This window comes from Qipengyuania sp. (genome assembly GCF_043423005.1).
Taxonomy (GTDB): domain Bacteria; phylum Pseudomonadota; class Alphaproteobacteria; order Sphingomonadales; family Sphingomonadaceae; genus Qipengyuania.
The window spans coordinates 1-16,620 of record NZ_JBHWMI010000025.1; the positions used below are offsets into that span (position 1 = coordinate 1).

Below are 16,620 nucleotides of genomic sequence, written 5' to 3' on the forward strand. Positions count from 1 at the left end.
GGGTTGCTGGACCTGTCTGAAAAGGTTTGTCGTTGGCCGATGGGGCATCCGGGCGAACCGGATTTTCACTTTTGCGGGCAGGACGTGAACCCGGGCTTCCCCTATTGCGTCGAGCATTGCGGACGGGCCTACCAGGCGCAGCTCCCGCGTGGTGCGCGCCGTCCCCCTCCCCCGCTGCCCTTCGGCGGTCCCCGGGTTCGCTAACGGCAAGACTGTCTGCCGGCCCGCTCAGTCAGGCTTGCGGGCGAACCAGATCGTATGGCGCGGGCCCTTGTTGTTGGGCCGCGCGCGTACGGTGCGCTCGTCGACGGCGAAACCAGCATCTTTCAGCCTGCGGCTGAATGCCGGGTCTGGTGCGGCCGACCACACGGCCAGCACTCCGCCGGGGTTCAGCGCATCGCGCGCCCGCGCAAGCCCGGTCCGCGTGTAAAGCCGCTCGTTCCCGTCGCGTACGATCCCGTCGGGTCCGTTGTCGACGTCGAGCAGAATGGCGTCGTAGCGCGGCGTTGTGCCGTCATTGGCATCGTCGATCAACGCCGCCACGTCGCAAAGGATGATTTCGCCCCGCGGGTCGGCCAGAGTGTCGCCGGTAAGATGCGCCAGCGGACCGCGCGCCCATTCGAGGATCTCGGGCACCACTTCGGCAACGATCACCCGCCCGCCTTCCGGTAGCCGGTCGAGCGCGGCGCGAAAGGTGAAACCCATGCCATAGCCGCCGATCAGGAGGCGCGGGCGCGGGGCGGCCAGAAGCGCGAGCGTCAATTCAGCCAGCTGCTCTTCGCTGAATTGCATGCGGGTACCCATCAACTCGTCCCGGCCGAGCATGATGATGTAATCGCCGCCATGACGCACGAGAGTCAGGCGGTCGCCCCCCGGTATTTCTGCGCTGGACAGGGTTTCGCGAGGAATCATGGTCTGCGAGCTTCCATCAAACCGCGGGCTGCGGCATTTCGGCGGCTATTTCCAGCGTGGCGACCGTTCCGGCACCCAGCGGCGCAGCATGCATGCTGAACCGGCCGCCCAGCGATTGCGCCAGCGTGCGCGCGATCTTCAGGCCCAGGCTTTCGGACGCATTGACGTCGAAACCGGCAGGGATGCCCTTCCCGTTGTCGGCGATGGTAACCGCAACGCCGCGTGGAACTGGCGCCACGGCGACCTGGATATGCCCTTCATTACCCGATCCGAAGCCGTGCTCGATGGCGTTGTTGACCGCTTCGGCGACCACCAGAGCGGTGGGAATGGCCTTGTCCGGCGGCAAAACCGCATCGCCGACCGAAGTGAAGTCGTAGCGGAGGCCTTCACGCCCCGCCGCAGCAATGACGTCCTTGCAGATCTGGTCGATATAGGCCGCAAGCGAAAGCTGCGCCCCGGCAGGATCGTAGAGCTGGCGCTGGATACGTCCGACCAGGCCCAACCGGCGGGCCGCCTCGTCGAGCGCGACTTTGGCTGCCGGATCGTTCATCCGCCGTTTCTGCAACGCGATCAGCGAGCCGACCATCTGCAAATTGTTGCCCACGCGGTGCTGCAATTCCTTGAACAGGACCTCGCGATTCTCGGCCAGTTCATTGGCGCGCTGGCGTTCGTTGGTCAGTTCGCAATTGGCGTCCTGCATCCAGTGTACCAGCGCGATATCGACGGAGATGATGGCCGCATAGAAGCCGAGCGCCACGATCGCATTGAACGACAGGTCGAAGCTGTAGACCGGGGAGATGAAGAAGAACCACGACAGCAACCCGGAAAGGACGCCGGCGACCACGCCCGGGCGCAGGCCGAAGAAAAATGCGGTTATGATGACCGCCGGAAAGAATGTGATGAAGGGATAACCTTCGGGCAGGAAGTCCGCGACCAGAAACCGGAAGATCAGCGCAAGCAATGGCAGCGCAATCGCCGCCGTAAACGCAATCCAGCGCCGGGTCCGGGCGAACGGGATCCGCGACAGAAAGGGATTGCGTTGATCGCGCAGTTCGCGACCAAGGTGTTTGACGGAGAATTGTTTGTCCATATGCGCTCAGATACGCGAAAGGCCGCGGAATTGCTCCCGCGGCCTCGCTTAAAAGATTGGGCTTACTGAAAAATATCAGTCCTTGAGGAAGTCCGGCACGTGCGCTTCGGCGTTGCCCGACCCTTCGCCGCCCCGATCGCCGCGATCACGGCGCGGACCGTTGCGGTTGCCGCCACGGCCGCCGCGCCGGTCCCCGCCACGGTCCCCGCGGTCGCCACGCTCACCGCGCGGCTTGTTCTCGCGCGGCGGGCGGGTGTCCTCGAGCTCCTCGCCGGTTTCCTGGTCGACCACCCGCATCGACAGGCGAACCTTGCCGCGCTGATCGATCTCGAGCACCTTGACCTTCACCTCCTGGCCTTCGGACACCACGTCGGTCGGCTTTTCGACCCGCTCGTCCTTCATTTCGGAGACGTGGACGAGACCATCCTTGCCGCCCATGAAGTTCACGAAGGCGCCGAAATCGACGATGTTGACCACCTTGCCGTTGTAGATCTTGCCGACTTCCGCTTCCTCGACGATGCCGAGAATCCACTTCTTGGCAGCCTCGATCTCGTCAGAATTGGACGAGCTGATCTTGATCACGCCCTCGTCGTCGATGTCGACCTTGGCGCCGGTTTCGGCGACGATCTCGCGGATCACCTTGCCGCCGGTCCCGATGACGTCGCGGATCTTGGCCTTGTCGATCTGGATCGTCTCGATCCGCGGCGCATGCTTCGACACGCCCGAACGCGAACCCGAGAGCGCCTTGTTCATCTCGCCGAGGATGTGCGCGCGGCCGGCCTTGGCCTGCTCGAGCGCCTTTTCCATGATCTCGCGCGTGATGCCGGCGACCTTGATGTCCATCTGGAGCGAGGTGATGCCGGCTTCCGTGCCTGCCACCTTGAAGTCCATGTCGCCAAGGTGATCCTCGTCGCCGAGGATGTCCGAAAGCACGGTGAAGTCGTCACCTTCGAGGATCAGGCCCATCGCGATGCCGCTGACCGGGCGTTCGATCGGAACGCCGGCGTCCATCATCGAAAGACACCCGCCGCACACAGTCGCCATCGAGGACGAGCCGTTGCTCTCCGTGATGTCGGACAGGACGCGGATGGTATAGGGGAAATCCTCGTGGCTCGGCAGCACGGCCTTCAATGCACGCCAGGCGAGCTTGCCGTGGCCCGTGTCACGCCGCGAGGGCGCACCGAAGCGGCCCACTTCGCCGACCGAATAGGGCGGGAAGTTGTAGTGCAGCATGAAGCGCTCGTAGGAGAGGCCCTCGAGTCCGTCGATCATCTGCTCGGCATCCTTGGTACCGAGAGTGGTCGAACAGATCGCCTGCGTCTCGCCGCGGGTGAACAGCGCCGAACCGTGCGCGCGGGGGAGGAAACCGACCATGGCCTCGATCGGGCGCACCTCGTCGACCTTGCGACCATCGATCCGCGTGCCGTCCTTGAGGACTGCCTTGCGCACGATGTCGCTCTCGAGCTTCTTCACCAGCTTGAGCTTGCCGAGATATTCGGCCGTATCGCTTTCGGCGAGATCGGCATAATGCTCGCGCGCCTTGGCCCGGGCGGCGTTCACCGCGTCCTGGCGCTGCGCCTTGTTGGTGAGCTTGTAGGCGGCGGCCAGATCGTCACCGATCACGCCGCGCAGGTCTTCCAATACGGCCGTCTTGTCGGCCACCGGGTCGAGATCCCAAGCGTCCTTCGCCGCCTGTTCGGCCAGTTCGACGATCGCGCCGACGACCTTGCGGCATTCATCATGAGCGAAGATGACCGCGCCGAGCATTTCCTCTTCGGTCAGCTCCTTGGCTTCGGATTCGACCATCATGACCGCGTCCTGGGTGGCGGCAACGATCAGGTCGAGGCGGCCATCGTCGGCAAGAGCGGTCGTCTGCTTGGGGTTGAGGATGTATTCGCCATCCTTGAAGCCGACGCGGCAGGCACCGATCGGACCCATGAAGGGAACGCCCGAGATGGTCAGCGCAGCCGATGCGGCGATCATCGCCAGAACGTCGGGCTCGCACTCGCCGTCATAGCTGAAGACCTGCGCGATGACGTTGATCTCGTTGTAGAAACCTTCCGGGAACAGCGGCCGCACGGGACGGTCGATCAGGCGGCTGGTCAGCGTTTCCTTTTCGGTCGCCCCACGCTCGCGCTTGAAGAAGCCGCCCGGGATCCGGCCGGCGGAAGAAAACTTTTCCTGGTAGTGAACGGTGAGCGGGAAGAAGTCCTGCCCTTCCTTGACGGTGCGTGCCGCAGTGACCGCGCACAGCACGACGGTTTCGCCATAGGTGGCGAGGACCGCGCCGTCAGCCTGACGGGCAATGCGGCCGGTTTCCAGAGTGAGGGTCTTTCCGCCCCACTCCAGCGATACGGTTTTCGTGTCGAACATGTGTTTTCCTTATGACCCGCAGCGCCTCATTGCGGTACGGGGCCTCTGATGCCGGGGATGCCGTCCCGGTCCGGTGAGGGGCGTCTCTGGCCCCGTGGCACGGCGTGCCTCATGCACCCGTCGCCATATGGACGAAGGGGCGACCGCAGCCGCCCCTTCCCATGATCCTACTTCCGCAGACCCAGCTTCTGGATCAGCGCGTTATACCGCTCGACGTCAGTCTTCTTGAGAAAGGCGAGCAGCTTGCGGCGCTTGTTGACCATCATCAGCAGCCCGCGGCGCGAATGATTGTCCTTGTGATGATCCTTGAAGTGATCGGTCAGGTTGCGAATGCGTTCGGTCAGGATCGCGACCTGCACTTCGGGCGAACCGGTGTCGCCCTGCGCCTGCGCGTTGTCCTGGATGATCTGCTGTTTCTTTTCGGCGGTTACCGACATTCTTCTTACTCCGCGACATCGATCAGGTTGAAGCCCCGCACCACCCTCGCGCAACCCGCGTCAAGCTCCATCAAGGCGACTGGCACGTGGTCCAGCGTTGCCAGATGCAGCCCGTCGGAATGGGGCAGGTCCGACAGTACCCGGCCCTGGCGGACCGCCTGCGCGCTGTCGGGGTCGAGGATCAGAGCCGGGATGTCGTCCAGCCCCGCCTCTAGCGGCAGGAGTAGGTGTTCAAGGCCAGCGCCCTTAGCGACCGCCTCGAGTTTGTCCAGCGAAATCGCCTGATCCTGGCGGAACGGGCCGGCCTTCGTACGCCTCAGGAATGTCACGTGGCCACAGGTCCCCAGCACAAGCGCGATATCGCGTGCAAGGCTGCGGATATAGGTGCCCTTGCTGACATGGGCGCGCAAGGTCGCCCCCTCCCCGTCCTCATGCAGCAACTCAAGCGAATCTATGGTGACGGCGCGCATCGCCATCTCCACCGTTTCGCCCGCTCGGGCGAGGTCGTATGCCCGATGCCCCCCCATACGGATTGCGGAGTATGCGGGCGGGCGCTGTTCGATAACGCCGGTGAAGCGCGGCAGCACTTCGGCGATGTCGCTTGCCGCGGGGCGAACCGCGCTGGTCGAGATCACCTCGCCCTCGGTATCGAGCGTATCGGTCTGTTCGCCGAACCTGACGGTGAACTCGTAGACCTTGCTCGCATCGAGCATCCGGCCGGCGAGCTTGGTCGCTTCGCCAATGGCGATGGGAAGCACCCCCTCGGCCAGCGGATCGAGAGTGCCGCCATGACCGACCTTGACCTTGCCATGGCCGCCCTGCCGCAGGACACGCTTGACCATTCCCACCGCCTGGGTCGAGCCGAGGCCGCGCGGCTTGTCGAGGATCAGCCAGCCATGTGCCGCGCCAGTACCTCCGGTCATCAGGCGATGGCCCCGCCAATCGTCGCCGCGATAGCGAAGAACCGTGCCTGCAACCACATGACCGGCGGCAATACGGTGTTCTGGATGATCGCGACATTGGGAAAGACCCAGGTGATCCCGATCAGCACGACCAGCAGGATCATGCCGATGCCCTGCAATTTGTACCAGTAGGGCGCGAAGCTTCGCGGCAGCAGGCCGCCCACGATGTGCGAGCCGTCGAACGGCGGGATCGGCAGCAGGTTGAAGAAAGCGAGGAAGACGTTGATCAGAATGAAGGCGCCCCCCGCAGTCATCACCCAGGTGGGAAGGATTGCGCCGGCTTGCGCTGCCAGACCGCTGGAAATGCCGATGAAGATCGCCCCGATGAGTGCCAACAGGATGTTCGTGCCCGGTCCCGCTGCGGCCACCGCCATCATGCCATACCGCGGATTGTCCAGCCGGTTGGCGTTGACCGGCACCGGCTTGGCCCAGCCGAAGATCGGCCCGCCGAACAAGGCCAGCGCCCCCGGCACCAGCAGCGTCCCGACCGGGTCGACATGGCGGATCGGGTTGAGAGTCAGCCGCCCCAGATCGCGCGCGGTGGTATCGCCGAGCTTCAGCGCCATCCAGCCATGCGCCACTTCGTGAAAGACGATCGCGACGATAAGGCACGGCACCAGGATAGCGGCAAGAATGAGCGTTTCGGTCATGGGCTCGATATAGGATGCTGCCGGTGCGCCCGCATCAGGCGCACGCAAGTGCCGCGACGAAATGCCGGCGGCACATGGCAAGATAGCGGTCGTTGCCCCCAATTTCGGTCTGCGCGCCTTCGCGCACGGGATTGCCTTGCCCATCGACGCGCAGGTTCATGGTCGCCTTGCGCCCGCAGTCGCACACCGCCTTCAGCTCGATCAGCTCGTCGGCGATGCCCAGCAGAGCGGCGGAACCGGCGAACAATTCGCCCCGAAAATCGGTTCGAAGGCCATAGCACAGCACCGGGATGCCGTCCTCATCGGCCAGATGGGCGAGCTGCCAGACCTGCCCGGGGGTCAGGAATTGCGCCTCGTCCACCAGAACGCAGGCCGGCCGCCCAGCCGGATCGTCGCGCACGAAGGCGGCAATATCGGTTGCTGCCTCGAACCGGTTGGCGTCGCTGGACAAGCCGATGCGGCTGGAGATCGCGCCGAAGCCCGGTCGATCGTCGATAGCCGCCGTCCACAGCGAAACCGACATGCCGCGCTCGCCGTAATTGAAGGCAGCCTGGAGCAGGTTCGAGCTCTTCCCCGCATTCATGCTCGCATAGTAGAAATAGAGCTTCGCCACCCGCCGCGCTTTCCCCAACTGAACGGCTTTTCCAAGTCACAGCGCGAAACATCGGCGGATAAATTCGCCGTCCAGCCCGTATCGGTGGGACAAGTTCGCACATGGCACGCGCCAGGAAAGGCTCTTATGCTTCGTTCGTTTCTCATCGGTCTCGTCGCCGGACAGCGCGGGATGACCCCGCTCGCCGTAACTTCCGCCGGCGCACGGCGGGGGACTCTTCCTGCCCCCGCCCCATTGCAGTCGATCATTTCGCATCCTGTGATTGCGGCGGGCACGGCGACGCTCGCCGCGGCAGAGATGGCGGGCGACAAGATGAAGACCGCGCCCGACCGGATCGTCCCTGCGGGCCTGATCGTGCGGTCGATTACCGCTGCCTATGCCGGGGCGGCGATGGCACCGCGCGGGCAGCGGGGCGCAGGCGCGGCGATCGCCGTCGTCACCGCCCTTGCCTCGTCCTACATCGGGTGGCGGGCGCGCTGCGCGGCGATGCGCAAATACGGTCAGACCAGGACCGGGTTCGCCGAAGATGCGGTGGTGCTTGGCAGCGGGCTCGCCATTGCCCTTGCAGGGGAGAAGCGAAGCTAGGCTATTCCTCCTCGAGGTCGCGCTGGACCTTTGGATCGCTCAGCAAGCTTTCGATCCGGTCGGCCTCGTCGAAGCTTTCGTCGGGCTGGAAGCTAAGCCGGGGCGCGAACTTCAGGCCCAGTCGCTTCGCCACCTCCTTCTGGAAGAACGCGGTGTTGGTGCGCAGCGCCTTGAGCACTGCCGCTTCGTCCTTGCCCAGCAAGGGTTTCACATAGGCCTTGGCGTTGCGCAGGTCCGGGGTCATCCGGACTTCCGTTACCGAGATATGCGTCGCCCGCAGCGTCTCGTCATGCGCCTCGCCCCGGGCAAGCAGTTCCGACAGGATGTGCCGCACCCGTTCGCCCACCTTGAGGACGCGTACCGACTGCTGCTCGGGCGTGGCGGGATTGCGGCTCATCTCTCGTTTCTTCTACAGCCTTGCCCGCGGATCGCATGAACGAACCTGCGCGCACGGCGCTGCGATTACAGCGTCCGCTCGCGCTCCTCGACTTCGAACACCTCGAGCTGGTCCCCCGGCTTGATGTCGTTCGTATCGGCCAGCACCACGCCGCATTCGAGACCCGAGCGGACCTCGTCGACATCGTCCTTGAACCGGCGCAGCGAGGCGATCGTGGTTGCCGAGACGATGACGTCCTCGCGGGTGAGCCGCGCATGCAGCCCCTTGCGGATGACGCCTTCGACCACCAGCAGGCCCGCCGCCTTGTCGCGCTTGCCCGAACGGAAGACCTCCTTGACCTCGGCCCGGCCGACGACGTGCTCGATCCGCTCCGGCCCGAGCTCGCCGGCCATCTCCTTGGCGATCTCCTCGATCAGGTGATAGATCACGTCGAAATACTTCATCTCGACGCCATCGCGCTTGACCAGTTCGCGGGCCTTGGCGTTGGGCCGCACATTGAAACCGATGATCGGCGCCTTCGAAGCCGCCGCCAGCGTCACGTCGCTTTCGGTGATCGCGCCCACGCCGGCGTGCAGCACGCGCACCTTGATGTCGTCGTTCGAGAGGTTGTGCAGCGCGGTGGTGATCGCCTCCACGCTTCCCTGAACGTCGGCCTTCACCAGCACGGGAAACTCGATGACGTTCGAGGCGAGGTTATTGAACATCGTATCGAAGCTGGTCGGGGCCAGCGCGGTGCGCTTCTCGGTCGCCCGCTCCTGACGATACTGCGCAACTTCGCGCGCACGCTGCTCGTTCTCGACCACGGTAAGCTGATCGCCCGCCCCCGGCACACCGCCGAGGCCGAGGACCTCGACCGGCATCGACGGGGTCGCTTCCTTGATCTGCTTGCCCTGATCGTCGACGATCGCGCGGACCCGGCCGCTTTGCGTGCCGACCACGAAGGTATCACCGCGCTTCAGCGTCCCGCGGGTGATCAGCACAGTGGCCACCGGGCCACGGCCCTTGTCGAGCTGCGCCTCGATCACGGTCGCCTCGGCGAGGCGATCGGGATTGGCACGCAGTTCGAGCAATTCGGCCTGAACCGCAATCGCGTCGAGCAGTTCGTCGAGCCCTTCCTTCTTTAGCGCCGAGATTTCCACATCCTGCACGTCGCCCGACAGCTTTTCGACGATGACCTCGTGCTCGAGCAGGCGGTTGCGCACGTTGTCGGGATTGGCGCCTTCCTTGTCCATCTTGTTGATGGCGACGATCATGGGGACGCCTGCGGCCTTGGTGTGATTGATGGCCTCGATCGTCTGCGGCATGATGCCGTCATCCGCCGCCACCACCAGCACGACGATGTCGGTCACATGGGCGCCGCGCTGGCGCATCTCGGTGAAGGCAGCATGGCCCGGTGTGTCGAGGAAGGTGATCTTGTCGCCTTTCTTCGTCTTCACCTGATAGCTGCCGATGTGCTGGGTGATGCCGCCGGCTTCGCCCTTGGTAACGTTCGTACCGCGCAGCGCGTCGAGCAGGCTGGTCTTGCCGTGATCGACATGGCCCATGATCGTGACCACCGGCGGCCGCGACTTGAGCGTTTCGGGCGCATCGACGTCCTCCTCGCTGTCGATATCGACATCGCTTGCCGAGACGCGGGTGATGTTGTGCCCGAACTGTTCGACCAGCAATTCGGCGGTATCCTGATCGATCGTCTGGTTGACGGTGACCATCATGCCGAGGTTGAACAGCTCCTTCACCAGGTCGGCGCCCTTTTCGGCCATCCGGTTGGCGAGTTCCTGCACCGTGATCGCCTCGGGGACGACCACGTCGCGGACCTGCTTCTCGCGCGGCTTGCTGGACCCGCCACCCTGGCCACGCCGCTCCTTCTCGCGCGCCCGCTTGAGCGCGGCGAGGCTGCGCGCCCGGCGCCCCTCGTCATCGTTGAGCGCCTTGTTCACGGTCAGCTTGCCGGAGCGCCGCTTGTCGGGCGTTTCCGCCACGCGGACAGGCTTTTCTTCCTTCTTCTTGCGCTCGGGCTTCTTCACCTCGGGCCGGGCCACGGGCGTGAAACGCCGCGGCGCGGGGGCTGCCGCACCATCGCCATCGGGCGTTTCGGCCCCGCCATCGCCTTCGGCGGGTTCCTGAACCTGCGCAGGCTCGGCCGGCTCGTCGGCCGCAGGTTCGGCAACCGCGGGAGCCTTGGCTGCCTCCTCTTCCGCCCGGCGCTTGTCCTCGGCGCGGCGGGCCGCATCCTCGGCCGCCTGGCGCGCGGCCTCGACCTCGTGCTTGCGTGCTTCCTCGGCAAGCCGCAGGCGGTCCTCCTCGGCTTCGCGCTGCAGCCGTGCGACCCGCTCCTGCGGGGTCTCGTCGCTGGCCGCAGGACGGCGCGGCGCAGGCGCTCGCGGCTTTTCAGCCGGCGGGGGCGGCGGCGGTGCTGCCGGCTCGGGCGCGGGAGCGGCTTCCACCTCCGCCGCGGGTACGGGCGCGCCCTCGCCCGGCTTGACCAGCTTGCGACGGCGCTTCACCTCGACCGCGACCTTGTTGGTCCGGCCGTGGCTGAAGGTCTGCTTGACCTCGCCCGCATCGACCGACCGCCTGAGGCCGAGCGGCTTGCGGGTGGAGTTGTTGGTTTCGTCGCTCATCTAGCTCGTTTCTCTTTCGCTCAATCGTTCGTCGTCGCGAGACGCCGCGGCGGGCGCATCGGAATGATGGGCAGGCAAGGCCAACCCGTTGTATTGCATGAGGCGCGCAAGGGGTGTCATCACCCGCGTGGCCGCAGCATCGTCCCCCAGGGCCAGATGGACGACGTTATCGCGGCCCAATGCCACAGACAGGGCCTCGCGGTCCAGTGGCAGAGTGATGCCCCGTTCGCCGCTGCCCTCCGCCTCGCGCCCGACGCGCCAGGCCTGGTCGAGCTTGCGGCGCCCGTCCTCGCTCGCGTCGCTGGCGTGCAGCAGCAGGGTGACCGCCCCGCCCCGTGCATGTTCGAGGATCCGCTGCGTCCCGAGGAGGACGTTCCCAACCCGCAGTTCCAGCCCCAGCCGGTCGAGCAAGGCGCGAACAAGAGCATCCTCTACCCGCTGCGCCAGGTTCTCGGGGATCGTCACCGCGCCGGTCTTGAACGCGCGCGACAATGCCGCCTTCAATCTGCCTTTGGCCAGCGCCTCTTCGAGCTCGGCCCGCGAAACGCCGATCCACGCGCCGCGGCCGGGTGCCCTTTCGCGGATATCCGGCAGGACCACACCATCCGGCGACAGCGCGAGCCGCAGCAGCGCGCCGCGCGGCTGGCTTTCGCCGGTCAGAATGCATCGCCGTTCGGGCCGGGAAGCGGTCCCGGCCATCACGGTGTCAGCGGTATGCGGCGTCAGGCGCTCATTGGGTGGAGTCCGCATCGGCGGCCTCCTCAGGTTGATCCTGCTGATCGCCTTCGGATGCCGGTTCGCCGGCGTCCTCGTCCTCGAACCAGTGGGCGCGGGCAGCCATGATGATTTCGTTGCCCTGCTCTTCGGAGAGACCGTATTCGCCCAGCACACCGCCCTTGTCGGCTTCACGTTGCGGGCGATCGCTGCGCAGCGGCGGGCCGTCGGGGGTGGGATTGCGGCGACGCGGCGCCTCGCGCTTCTTGGCGATCAGCTCATCGGTGGCGAGATCGGCCAGATCGTCAAGCGTCTTGATCCCTGCCTTGCCCAGCGTGACCAGCATCGCCTCGGTAAGGTGCGGCAGTTCGGCAAGATCGTCCTCGACGCCGAGTTCGCGGCGGGCTTCGCGATGGCGCGCTTCCTGCCGCTCGATCGCCTCGAGCGCGCGGGACTGCAACTCTTCGGCCAGTTCATCGTCGAAGCCTTCGATGCCGGCCAGCTCGTCGAGCTCGACATAGGCGACCTCCTCGAGTTCGGCGAACCCTTCGGCGACCAGCAGCTGCGAGAGCGTCTCGTCGACGTCGAGTTCTTCCTCGAACATCTTGGAGCGCTCGGCAAACTCCTTCTGCCGCTTCTCGCTCGCCTCTTCCTCGGTCATGATGTCGATCTGGTTGGACGTAAGCTGGCTGGCGAGCCGCACGTTCTGGCCGCGGCGACCGATCGCGAGGCTCAGCTGATCGTCGGGAACGACCACCTCGATCCGCCCATCCTCCTCGTCCAACACGACGCGGCTGACGGTGGCCGGCTGGAGCGCGTTGACGATGAAGGTCGCCTGATCGTCGCTCCACGGAATGATATCGATCTTTTCGCCCTGCAGTTCCTGCACCACTGCCTGCACGCGGCTGCCCTTCATGCCGACACAGGCGCCGACGGGGTCGATGCTGCTGTCATGGCTGATGACGCCGATTTTCGCGCGGCTGCCCGGATCGCGGGCAGCGGCCTTGATCTCGATGATGCCGTCGTAGATTTCGGGCACTTCCTGCGCGAACAGCTTTTTCATGAATTCGGGATGCGCGCGGCTGAGGAAGATCTGCGGTCCGCGGTTGTTGCGCTCGACCTTGGTGATCAGCGCCCGCACCCGCTCGCCCACACGGGCCGCCTCGCGCGGGATCTGCTGGTCGCGGCGGATGACGCCTTCGGCGCGGCCGAGATTGACGATCACATGGCCGAATTCGACCGACTTGATCACACCGGTGATCACCTCGCCGGCCCGGTCCTGGAACTCGTTGAACTGACGCTCGCGCTCGGCGTCGCGGACCTTCTGGAAGATCACCTGCTTGGCGCTCTGCGCGTCGATACGGCCAAGGTCGACCGGGGGCAGCGGGTCGACGATGAAATCGCCCACTGCCGCGCCGTCCTGCAGCTTCTGAGCCGCCTTGAGATCGACCTGCTTGAAATAGTCCTCCACCTCGTCGACCACTTCGACCACGCGCCACAGGCGCAGGTCGCCGGTCTGCGGATCGAGCTTGGCGCGAATGTCGTTCTCGGCGCCATAGCGGGCGCGCGCGGCCTTCTGGATCGCCTCTTCCATCGCCTCGATGACGATGGCCTTGTCGATCATCTTCTCCGATGCGACCGAATTTGCGATCGCGAGAAGTTCGGCCTTGTTGGCGGAAATGGCACTGGCCATCAGTCGTCTGCCTTTTCTTGTTCGAGTTCGATGATTTCGTCGGCGCCGCTGGTGTCCAGTGGCCGGGTGGCGGCGATCAGCGCGTCGGTCAGGACGAGCTGGGCCGAGTGTATCCTGTCGCGCGGCACGGCGACCTCGCCCGCCTTGCGATCGGCGATGGTCACGATCTCGCCGTCAATGCCCTTGAGTTCGCCGCGCAGGGTGCGCTGGCCGTCCCAATCCTTCGTCATGCTGATCTTCGCCTCATGGCCGGCCCATTCGGCAAAGTCCCGCGCGCGGGTGAGCGGCCGGTCGATCCCCGGGCTCGACACCTCGAGGTGATAGGCGCCTTCGATCAATACGGTCCCGGCTTCCTCGAGCGAATCCAGCCGGTCCGAAATGCGGCGGCTGAGCGCGGCGCATTGGTCGATCACCAGCTGTCCGGTCGCCGGATCTTCAGCCATGACCTGCAGCGCCACGCCACCGTCGCCAGCTTCCGAAGGCATCATCTTGACCCGCACGAGTTCAAGCCCGAGCGCGGCGGCTTCGGGTTCGATCAATTCGGTCAGGCGTGCCAAGTCGGCCATTGGTTCTCCGGGTTCGACGATCGATGCGCCAAAGGGGTAATGTGCCGGCCCCTCGCGGCGCCAGCCCTCCAGTGTCGCGACAATGTCGGGGTGAGGGCCAGATAGGCGCGCGCCTTGGTAAAAGCAAGCGCTGTTATGCCTCGTCGGTCAGCCCATGCTTCTTGATGCAATGCCGCAGCTGATCGTAGCTGAGGCCCAGCGCTTTCGCGGTCTGCCGCTGGTTCCAGCGGTGCCGGCCCAGGGCATGTTCGACGATCGCCCGCTCGTGCGCATCGACCGCCGCTCGCAGGTCGGCAACCGAATCGAACTCCCGTGCCGCAGGGGCGGCAGGTGCCGCGGGTTCGCTGTTCGAATGGCGGGGAAACACACCGCCCGCCTCAGGCATCCACGGGCTTTCGAACGGGTCGAACTGGATATGCCCGATCGGCGTTGCCGGATCGTCCCAGCGGTAGACCGCCCGCTCAACCGCGTTGCGCAGCTCGCGCACATTGCCGGGCCAGGGATGCTGTTCGAGTTGCTCTGCGACATGATCGGCAAAGCCGGGCCAGCTCTCCCAGCCCAGCTCTGCCCCCATCCGGCGGCCGAAATAGTCGGCCAGAACCGCTATGTCGCCTTCCCTGACCCGCAGCGGCGGAAGAGTAATGACCTCGAAGCTCAAACGATCGAGCAGGTCGGCGCGAAACTCGCCGCGGGCTGCCTTGGCCGGCAGGTTCTCGTTGGTCGCTGCGACAATCCGGACATCGACCCTGATCGGCTTGCTCGCCCCGATGCGGGTAACCTCGCCATATTCCACCGCCCGCAGCAGCCGCTCCTGCGCGCCCATCGACAGGGTGCCCAGCTCGTCGAGGAACAATGTGCCCTTGTGCGCTTCCTCGAACCGGCCGACCCGCGTGCGGGTCGCCCCGGTGAAAGAGCCCGCCTCGTGCCCGAACAGTTCCGCCTCGATCAGCGTTTCGGGAAGCGCGGCGCAATTCAACGTGACCAAAGGCTCGTCCCATCGGGTGGAGAGCCGGTGCAGGCGTTCGGCGATAAGTTCCTTGCCCGTCCCCCGCTCGCCGATGACCAGCACCGGCCGCCGCATCGGCGCTGCGCGGCTGGCCCGTTCGACCGCATCGAGAAAGGCACCCGATTGGCCGATAAATTGCGCATCGCGTTCCATGGCCAAACTATAGGACTTTTGACCAACCTTTCGCAACGTGCGCGACAGGCATCGCTCCCGATCCCCGGCAGATACCGGGAAAACGGTTGCCAGACGCAATTGGCACGCGGCTTGCAAAGCTCAGCACAATTCCTGCGAAAGGCATCACCGATGTACGACAAGCGCTTCTTCCGAACCACGCTGGGCAAGGCGGCGATGGTCAGCATCGTGGCCATGGCGGGCTTCGCGCTGCTGAGTTCGCATGTTACCCTGACGGCGCCGACGCCGCCCCTCGCCTTCACGCAGCTTGTGGAGATCGCATGACCGACGCCAATACGCCCGGCTTCAAGCCCCGCCTGACCCGGATCGACGACGAGGTGGAACGCCTCCGTCGCTCGCCCACCCCGGGACGCGGGCGCCTGCCTGCCGGCGACAGCTACGCAGATCCTATCCGACGTCCTTCCCGGGGAACCGACTTCCTCGCAACCGGAGCACCCTTCATGGGCATATTCAGCCGCACCCGCGACATCATTGCCGCCAACTTCAACGACATGCTCGACAAGGCGGACGACCCCCAGAAGATGATCCGCATGATCATCCTCGAGATGGAGGAAACCCTGGTCGAAGTGCGCGCCAGCGCCGCCCGCACCATCGCCGACCAGAAGGAGATGCATCGTCATACGGTCAAGCTCGACCGGCTTCAGGCCGACTGGGCCGAGAAGGCGCAACTGGCCCTGAGCAAGGACCGCGAGGATCTGGCCCGGGCTGCGCTGGTCGAGAAGAAGAAGGCTGCCGACATGTCCGAGCAGCTCAAGGAGGAGATCGCGGTGCTCGACGATGCGCTGCGTGCCTACGAGCAGGACATCGCGAAATTGCAGAACCGCCTGCGCGAAGCCCGCAGCCGCCAGACGGCCATCGCCGCGCGCCTCGAAAGCGCGGAGAACCGGGTCAAGCTGCGCAGCCTCATGACAGAGGAGCGGGTCGATGATGCGCTGAGCCGCTTCGACCAGCTCGAACGGCGGGTCGATTACGCTGAAGGCCGCGCCGACGCCCTCTCGATCGCCGATGAAGGGAAGCGCGGACTGGCCGACGAGATCGCCGCCCTCGAAGGCAGCGACGCGATCGACGACGAACTGGCGGAAATGAAGCGTGCGCTCGGACAGGGCGGCGAGAGCAAGGAGGATTGATCGATGGAAGAGTTCTTCGCCATAGCCGCCATCTTCATCGCGCTGCCGTGGATCATCCTTCACTACGTCACCAAGTGGAAGACTTCGGCATCCATCACTACCGATGACGAGGCGCTGCTGGAGGAATTGTACAATCTCGCCAAGCGGCTCGACGAACGGATGGACACGGTCGAACGCTTGGTCGCCTCGGACAATTCCGATTTTCGCCCCGCCCGCCTCGTCCACGACCGGGCGGAAGACAATCAGCAGCTGCGCGAGCTGGAACAGCTGATCGCCGAGAAGAAAGGTATTTCGCAATGAACTCCCCCAGGACCACGCTGTACCGCGACAAGGCCAATGCCAAGCTGCTGGGCGTCTGCTCGGGGATCGCGGATTATACCGGGGTCGATGCCCTGTGGATCCGGCTCGGGCTGCTCGGCCTCACGGTGATGACCGGGGGATCGACGATCCCCTTCTACCTTCTCGCCGGGCTGCTCCTGAACAAGAAGCCGGCCTACCTCTATTCCGAAGGCCGGGCCGAACAGAAATACTGGCAGCGGGTGCGGCAGAACCCCAAGCGTACCGCACGCGAAATCCGCGCCAGGATGAAGGACATCGACCGCCGGCTGGCCGAGGTCGAGACCTTCTATGTCAGCAGCAACCCGCGGCTCAATGCCGAGATCGAACGCCTGCGCTGAGCGCC

General features: G+C 65.3%; 19 protein-coding genes. 6 read left to right on the forward strand and 13 right to left on the reverse strand.

Annotated features, from left to right (window positions below; all coding sequences use genetic code 11):
• On the forward strand, positions 1-204 hold a 204-nt coding region (locus tag ACHFFA_RS04275), incomplete at its 5' end, for a GcrA family cell cycle regulator (protein ID WP_394269606.1).
• A gap of 24 nt (positions 205-228) precedes the next feature.
• On the opposite strand, the gene ACHFFA_RS04280 is transcribed toward ACHFFA_RS04275, so the two are convergent.
• The 7 genes from ACHFFA_RS04280 to ACHFFA_RS04310 form a co-directional block, all read right to left on the reverse strand.
• Complete coding sequence (locus ACHFFA_RS04280; RefSeq protein WP_394269607.1) at positions 229-912, reverse strand: spermidine synthase; 684 nt, start codon at positions 910-912, stop codon at positions 229-231.
• A 16-nt stretch (positions 913-928) separates the two neighbouring features.
• Positions 929-2,002, reverse strand: a complete 1,074-nt coding sequence (locus ACHFFA_RS04285) for a sensor histidine kinase (RefSeq protein ID WP_394269608.1) — start codon at positions 2,000-2,002, stop codon at positions 929-931.
• A 75-nt stretch (positions 2,003-2,077) separates the two neighbouring features.
• A complete protein-coding gene (gene pnp / locus ACHFFA_RS04290; protein WP_394269609.1) occupies positions 2,078-4,375 on the reverse strand; it encodes a polyribonucleotide nucleotidyltransferase in 2,298 nt (765 codons plus the stop codon).
• A gap of 167 nt (positions 4,376-4,542) precedes the next feature.
• Entirely contained in the window at positions 4,543-4,812 is a 270-nt protein-coding gene (gene rpsO, locus ACHFFA_RS04295) for a 30S ribosomal protein S15 (RefSeq protein WP_394269610.1), read from the reverse strand.
• Between the two features lie 5 nt (positions 4,813-4,817).
• Positions 4,818-5,735, reverse strand: coding sequence for a tRNA pseudouridine(55) synthase TruB (gene truB / locus ACHFFA_RS04300; protein WP_394269611.1), 918 nt, complete (start codon positions 5,733-5,735; stop codon positions 4,818-4,820).
• The gene (locus tag ACHFFA_RS04305; protein ID WP_394269612.1) at positions 5,735-6,424 is read right to left on the reverse strand and encodes a site-2 protease family protein; all 690 of its coding nucleotides are present in this window, start codon (positions 6,422-6,424) and stop codon (positions 5,735-5,737) included. The genes truB and ACHFFA_RS04305 overlap by 1 nt, the downstream gene beginning before the upstream one ends.
• A gap of 34 nt (positions 6,425-6,458) precedes the next feature.
• Positions 6,459-7,037, reverse strand: a complete 579-nt coding sequence (locus ACHFFA_RS04310; RefSeq protein WP_394269613.1) for a thymidine kinase — start codon at positions 7,035-7,037, stop codon at positions 6,459-6,461.
• Between the two features lie 126 nt (positions 7,038-7,163).
• Between ACHFFA_RS04310 and ACHFFA_RS04315 the strand changes: the two genes are divergently transcribed.
• Positions 7,164-7,622 carry a DUF4126 domain-containing protein gene (locus ACHFFA_RS04315; RefSeq protein WP_394269614.1) on the forward strand — a complete coding sequence of 153 codons (459 nt, stop codon included), beginning with the start codon at positions 7,164-7,166 and terminating at the stop codon, positions 7,620-7,622.
• 1 nt (position 7,623) lies between these two features.
• On the opposite strand, the gene rbfA is transcribed toward ACHFFA_RS04315, so the two are convergent.
• From rbfA to pspF, 6 genes are all read right to left on the reverse strand, one after another.
• Positions 7,624-8,019, reverse strand: coding sequence for a 30S ribosome-binding factor RbfA (gene rbfA, locus ACHFFA_RS04320; protein ID WP_394269615.1), 396 nt, complete (start codon positions 8,017-8,019; stop codon positions 7,624-7,626).
• A gap of 65 nt (positions 8,020-8,084) precedes the next feature.
• A complete protein-coding gene (infB, locus tag ACHFFA_RS04325; RefSeq protein ID WP_394269616.1) occupies positions 8,085-10,640 on the reverse strand; it encodes a translation initiation factor IF-2 in 2,556 nt (851 codons plus the stop codon).
• Positions 10,641-11,390, reverse strand: coding sequence for a DUF448 domain-containing protein (locus ACHFFA_RS04330; RefSeq protein WP_394269617.1), 750 nt, complete (start codon positions 11,388-11,390; stop codon positions 10,641-10,643).
• Complete coding sequence (gene nusA / locus ACHFFA_RS04335) at positions 11,371-13,047, reverse strand: transcription termination factor NusA (RefSeq protein ID WP_394269618.1); 1,677 nt, start codon at positions 13,045-13,047, stop codon at positions 11,371-11,373. The genes ACHFFA_RS04330 and nusA overlap by 20 nt, the downstream gene beginning before the upstream one ends.
• Positions 13,047-13,613: a ribosome maturation protein RimP gene (rimP, locus tag ACHFFA_RS04340; RefSeq protein ID WP_394269619.1), complete on the reverse strand. Its 567-nt coding sequence runs from the start codon at positions 13,611-13,613 to the stop codon at positions 13,047-13,049. The genes nusA and rimP overlap by 1 nt, the downstream gene beginning before the upstream one ends.
• Positions 13,614-13,746: 133 nt before the next feature.
• Complete coding sequence (gene pspF / locus ACHFFA_RS04345) at positions 13,747-14,772, reverse strand: phage shock protein operon transcriptional activator (protein WP_394269620.1); 1,026 nt, start codon at positions 14,770-14,772, stop codon at positions 13,747-13,749.
• 150 nt (positions 14,773-14,922) lie between these two features.
• On the opposite strand from pspF, the gene ACHFFA_RS04350 reads away from it, so the two are divergent.
• The 4 genes from ACHFFA_RS04350 to pspC are packed head-to-tail and all read left to right on the forward strand — an operon-like array spanning position 14,923 to position 16,615.
• Positions 14,923-15,075: a hypothetical protein gene (locus ACHFFA_RS04350; protein WP_394269621.1), complete on the forward strand. Its 153-nt coding sequence runs from the start codon at positions 14,923-14,925 to the stop codon at positions 15,073-15,075.
• The gene (gene pspA / locus ACHFFA_RS04355) at positions 15,072-15,938 is read left to right on the forward strand and encodes a phage shock protein PspA (RefSeq protein WP_394269622.1); all 867 of its coding nucleotides are present in this window, start codon (positions 15,072-15,074) and stop codon (positions 15,936-15,938) included. Before ACHFFA_RS04350 ends, pspA begins: the two co-directional genes overlap by 4 nt.
• Before the next feature lie 3 nt (positions 15,939-15,941).
• Complete coding sequence (gene pspB / locus ACHFFA_RS04360) at positions 15,942-16,238, forward strand: envelope stress response membrane protein PspB (protein ID WP_394269623.1); 297 nt, start codon at positions 15,942-15,944, stop codon at positions 16,236-16,238.
• Positions 16,235-16,615, forward strand: coding sequence for an envelope stress response membrane protein PspC (gene pspC, locus ACHFFA_RS04365; protein WP_394269624.1), 381 nt, complete (start codon positions 16,235-16,237; stop codon positions 16,613-16,615). Before pspB ends, pspC begins: the two co-directional genes overlap by 4 nt.
• The last annotated feature ends 5 nt before the right edge of the window (positions 16,616-16,620 follow it).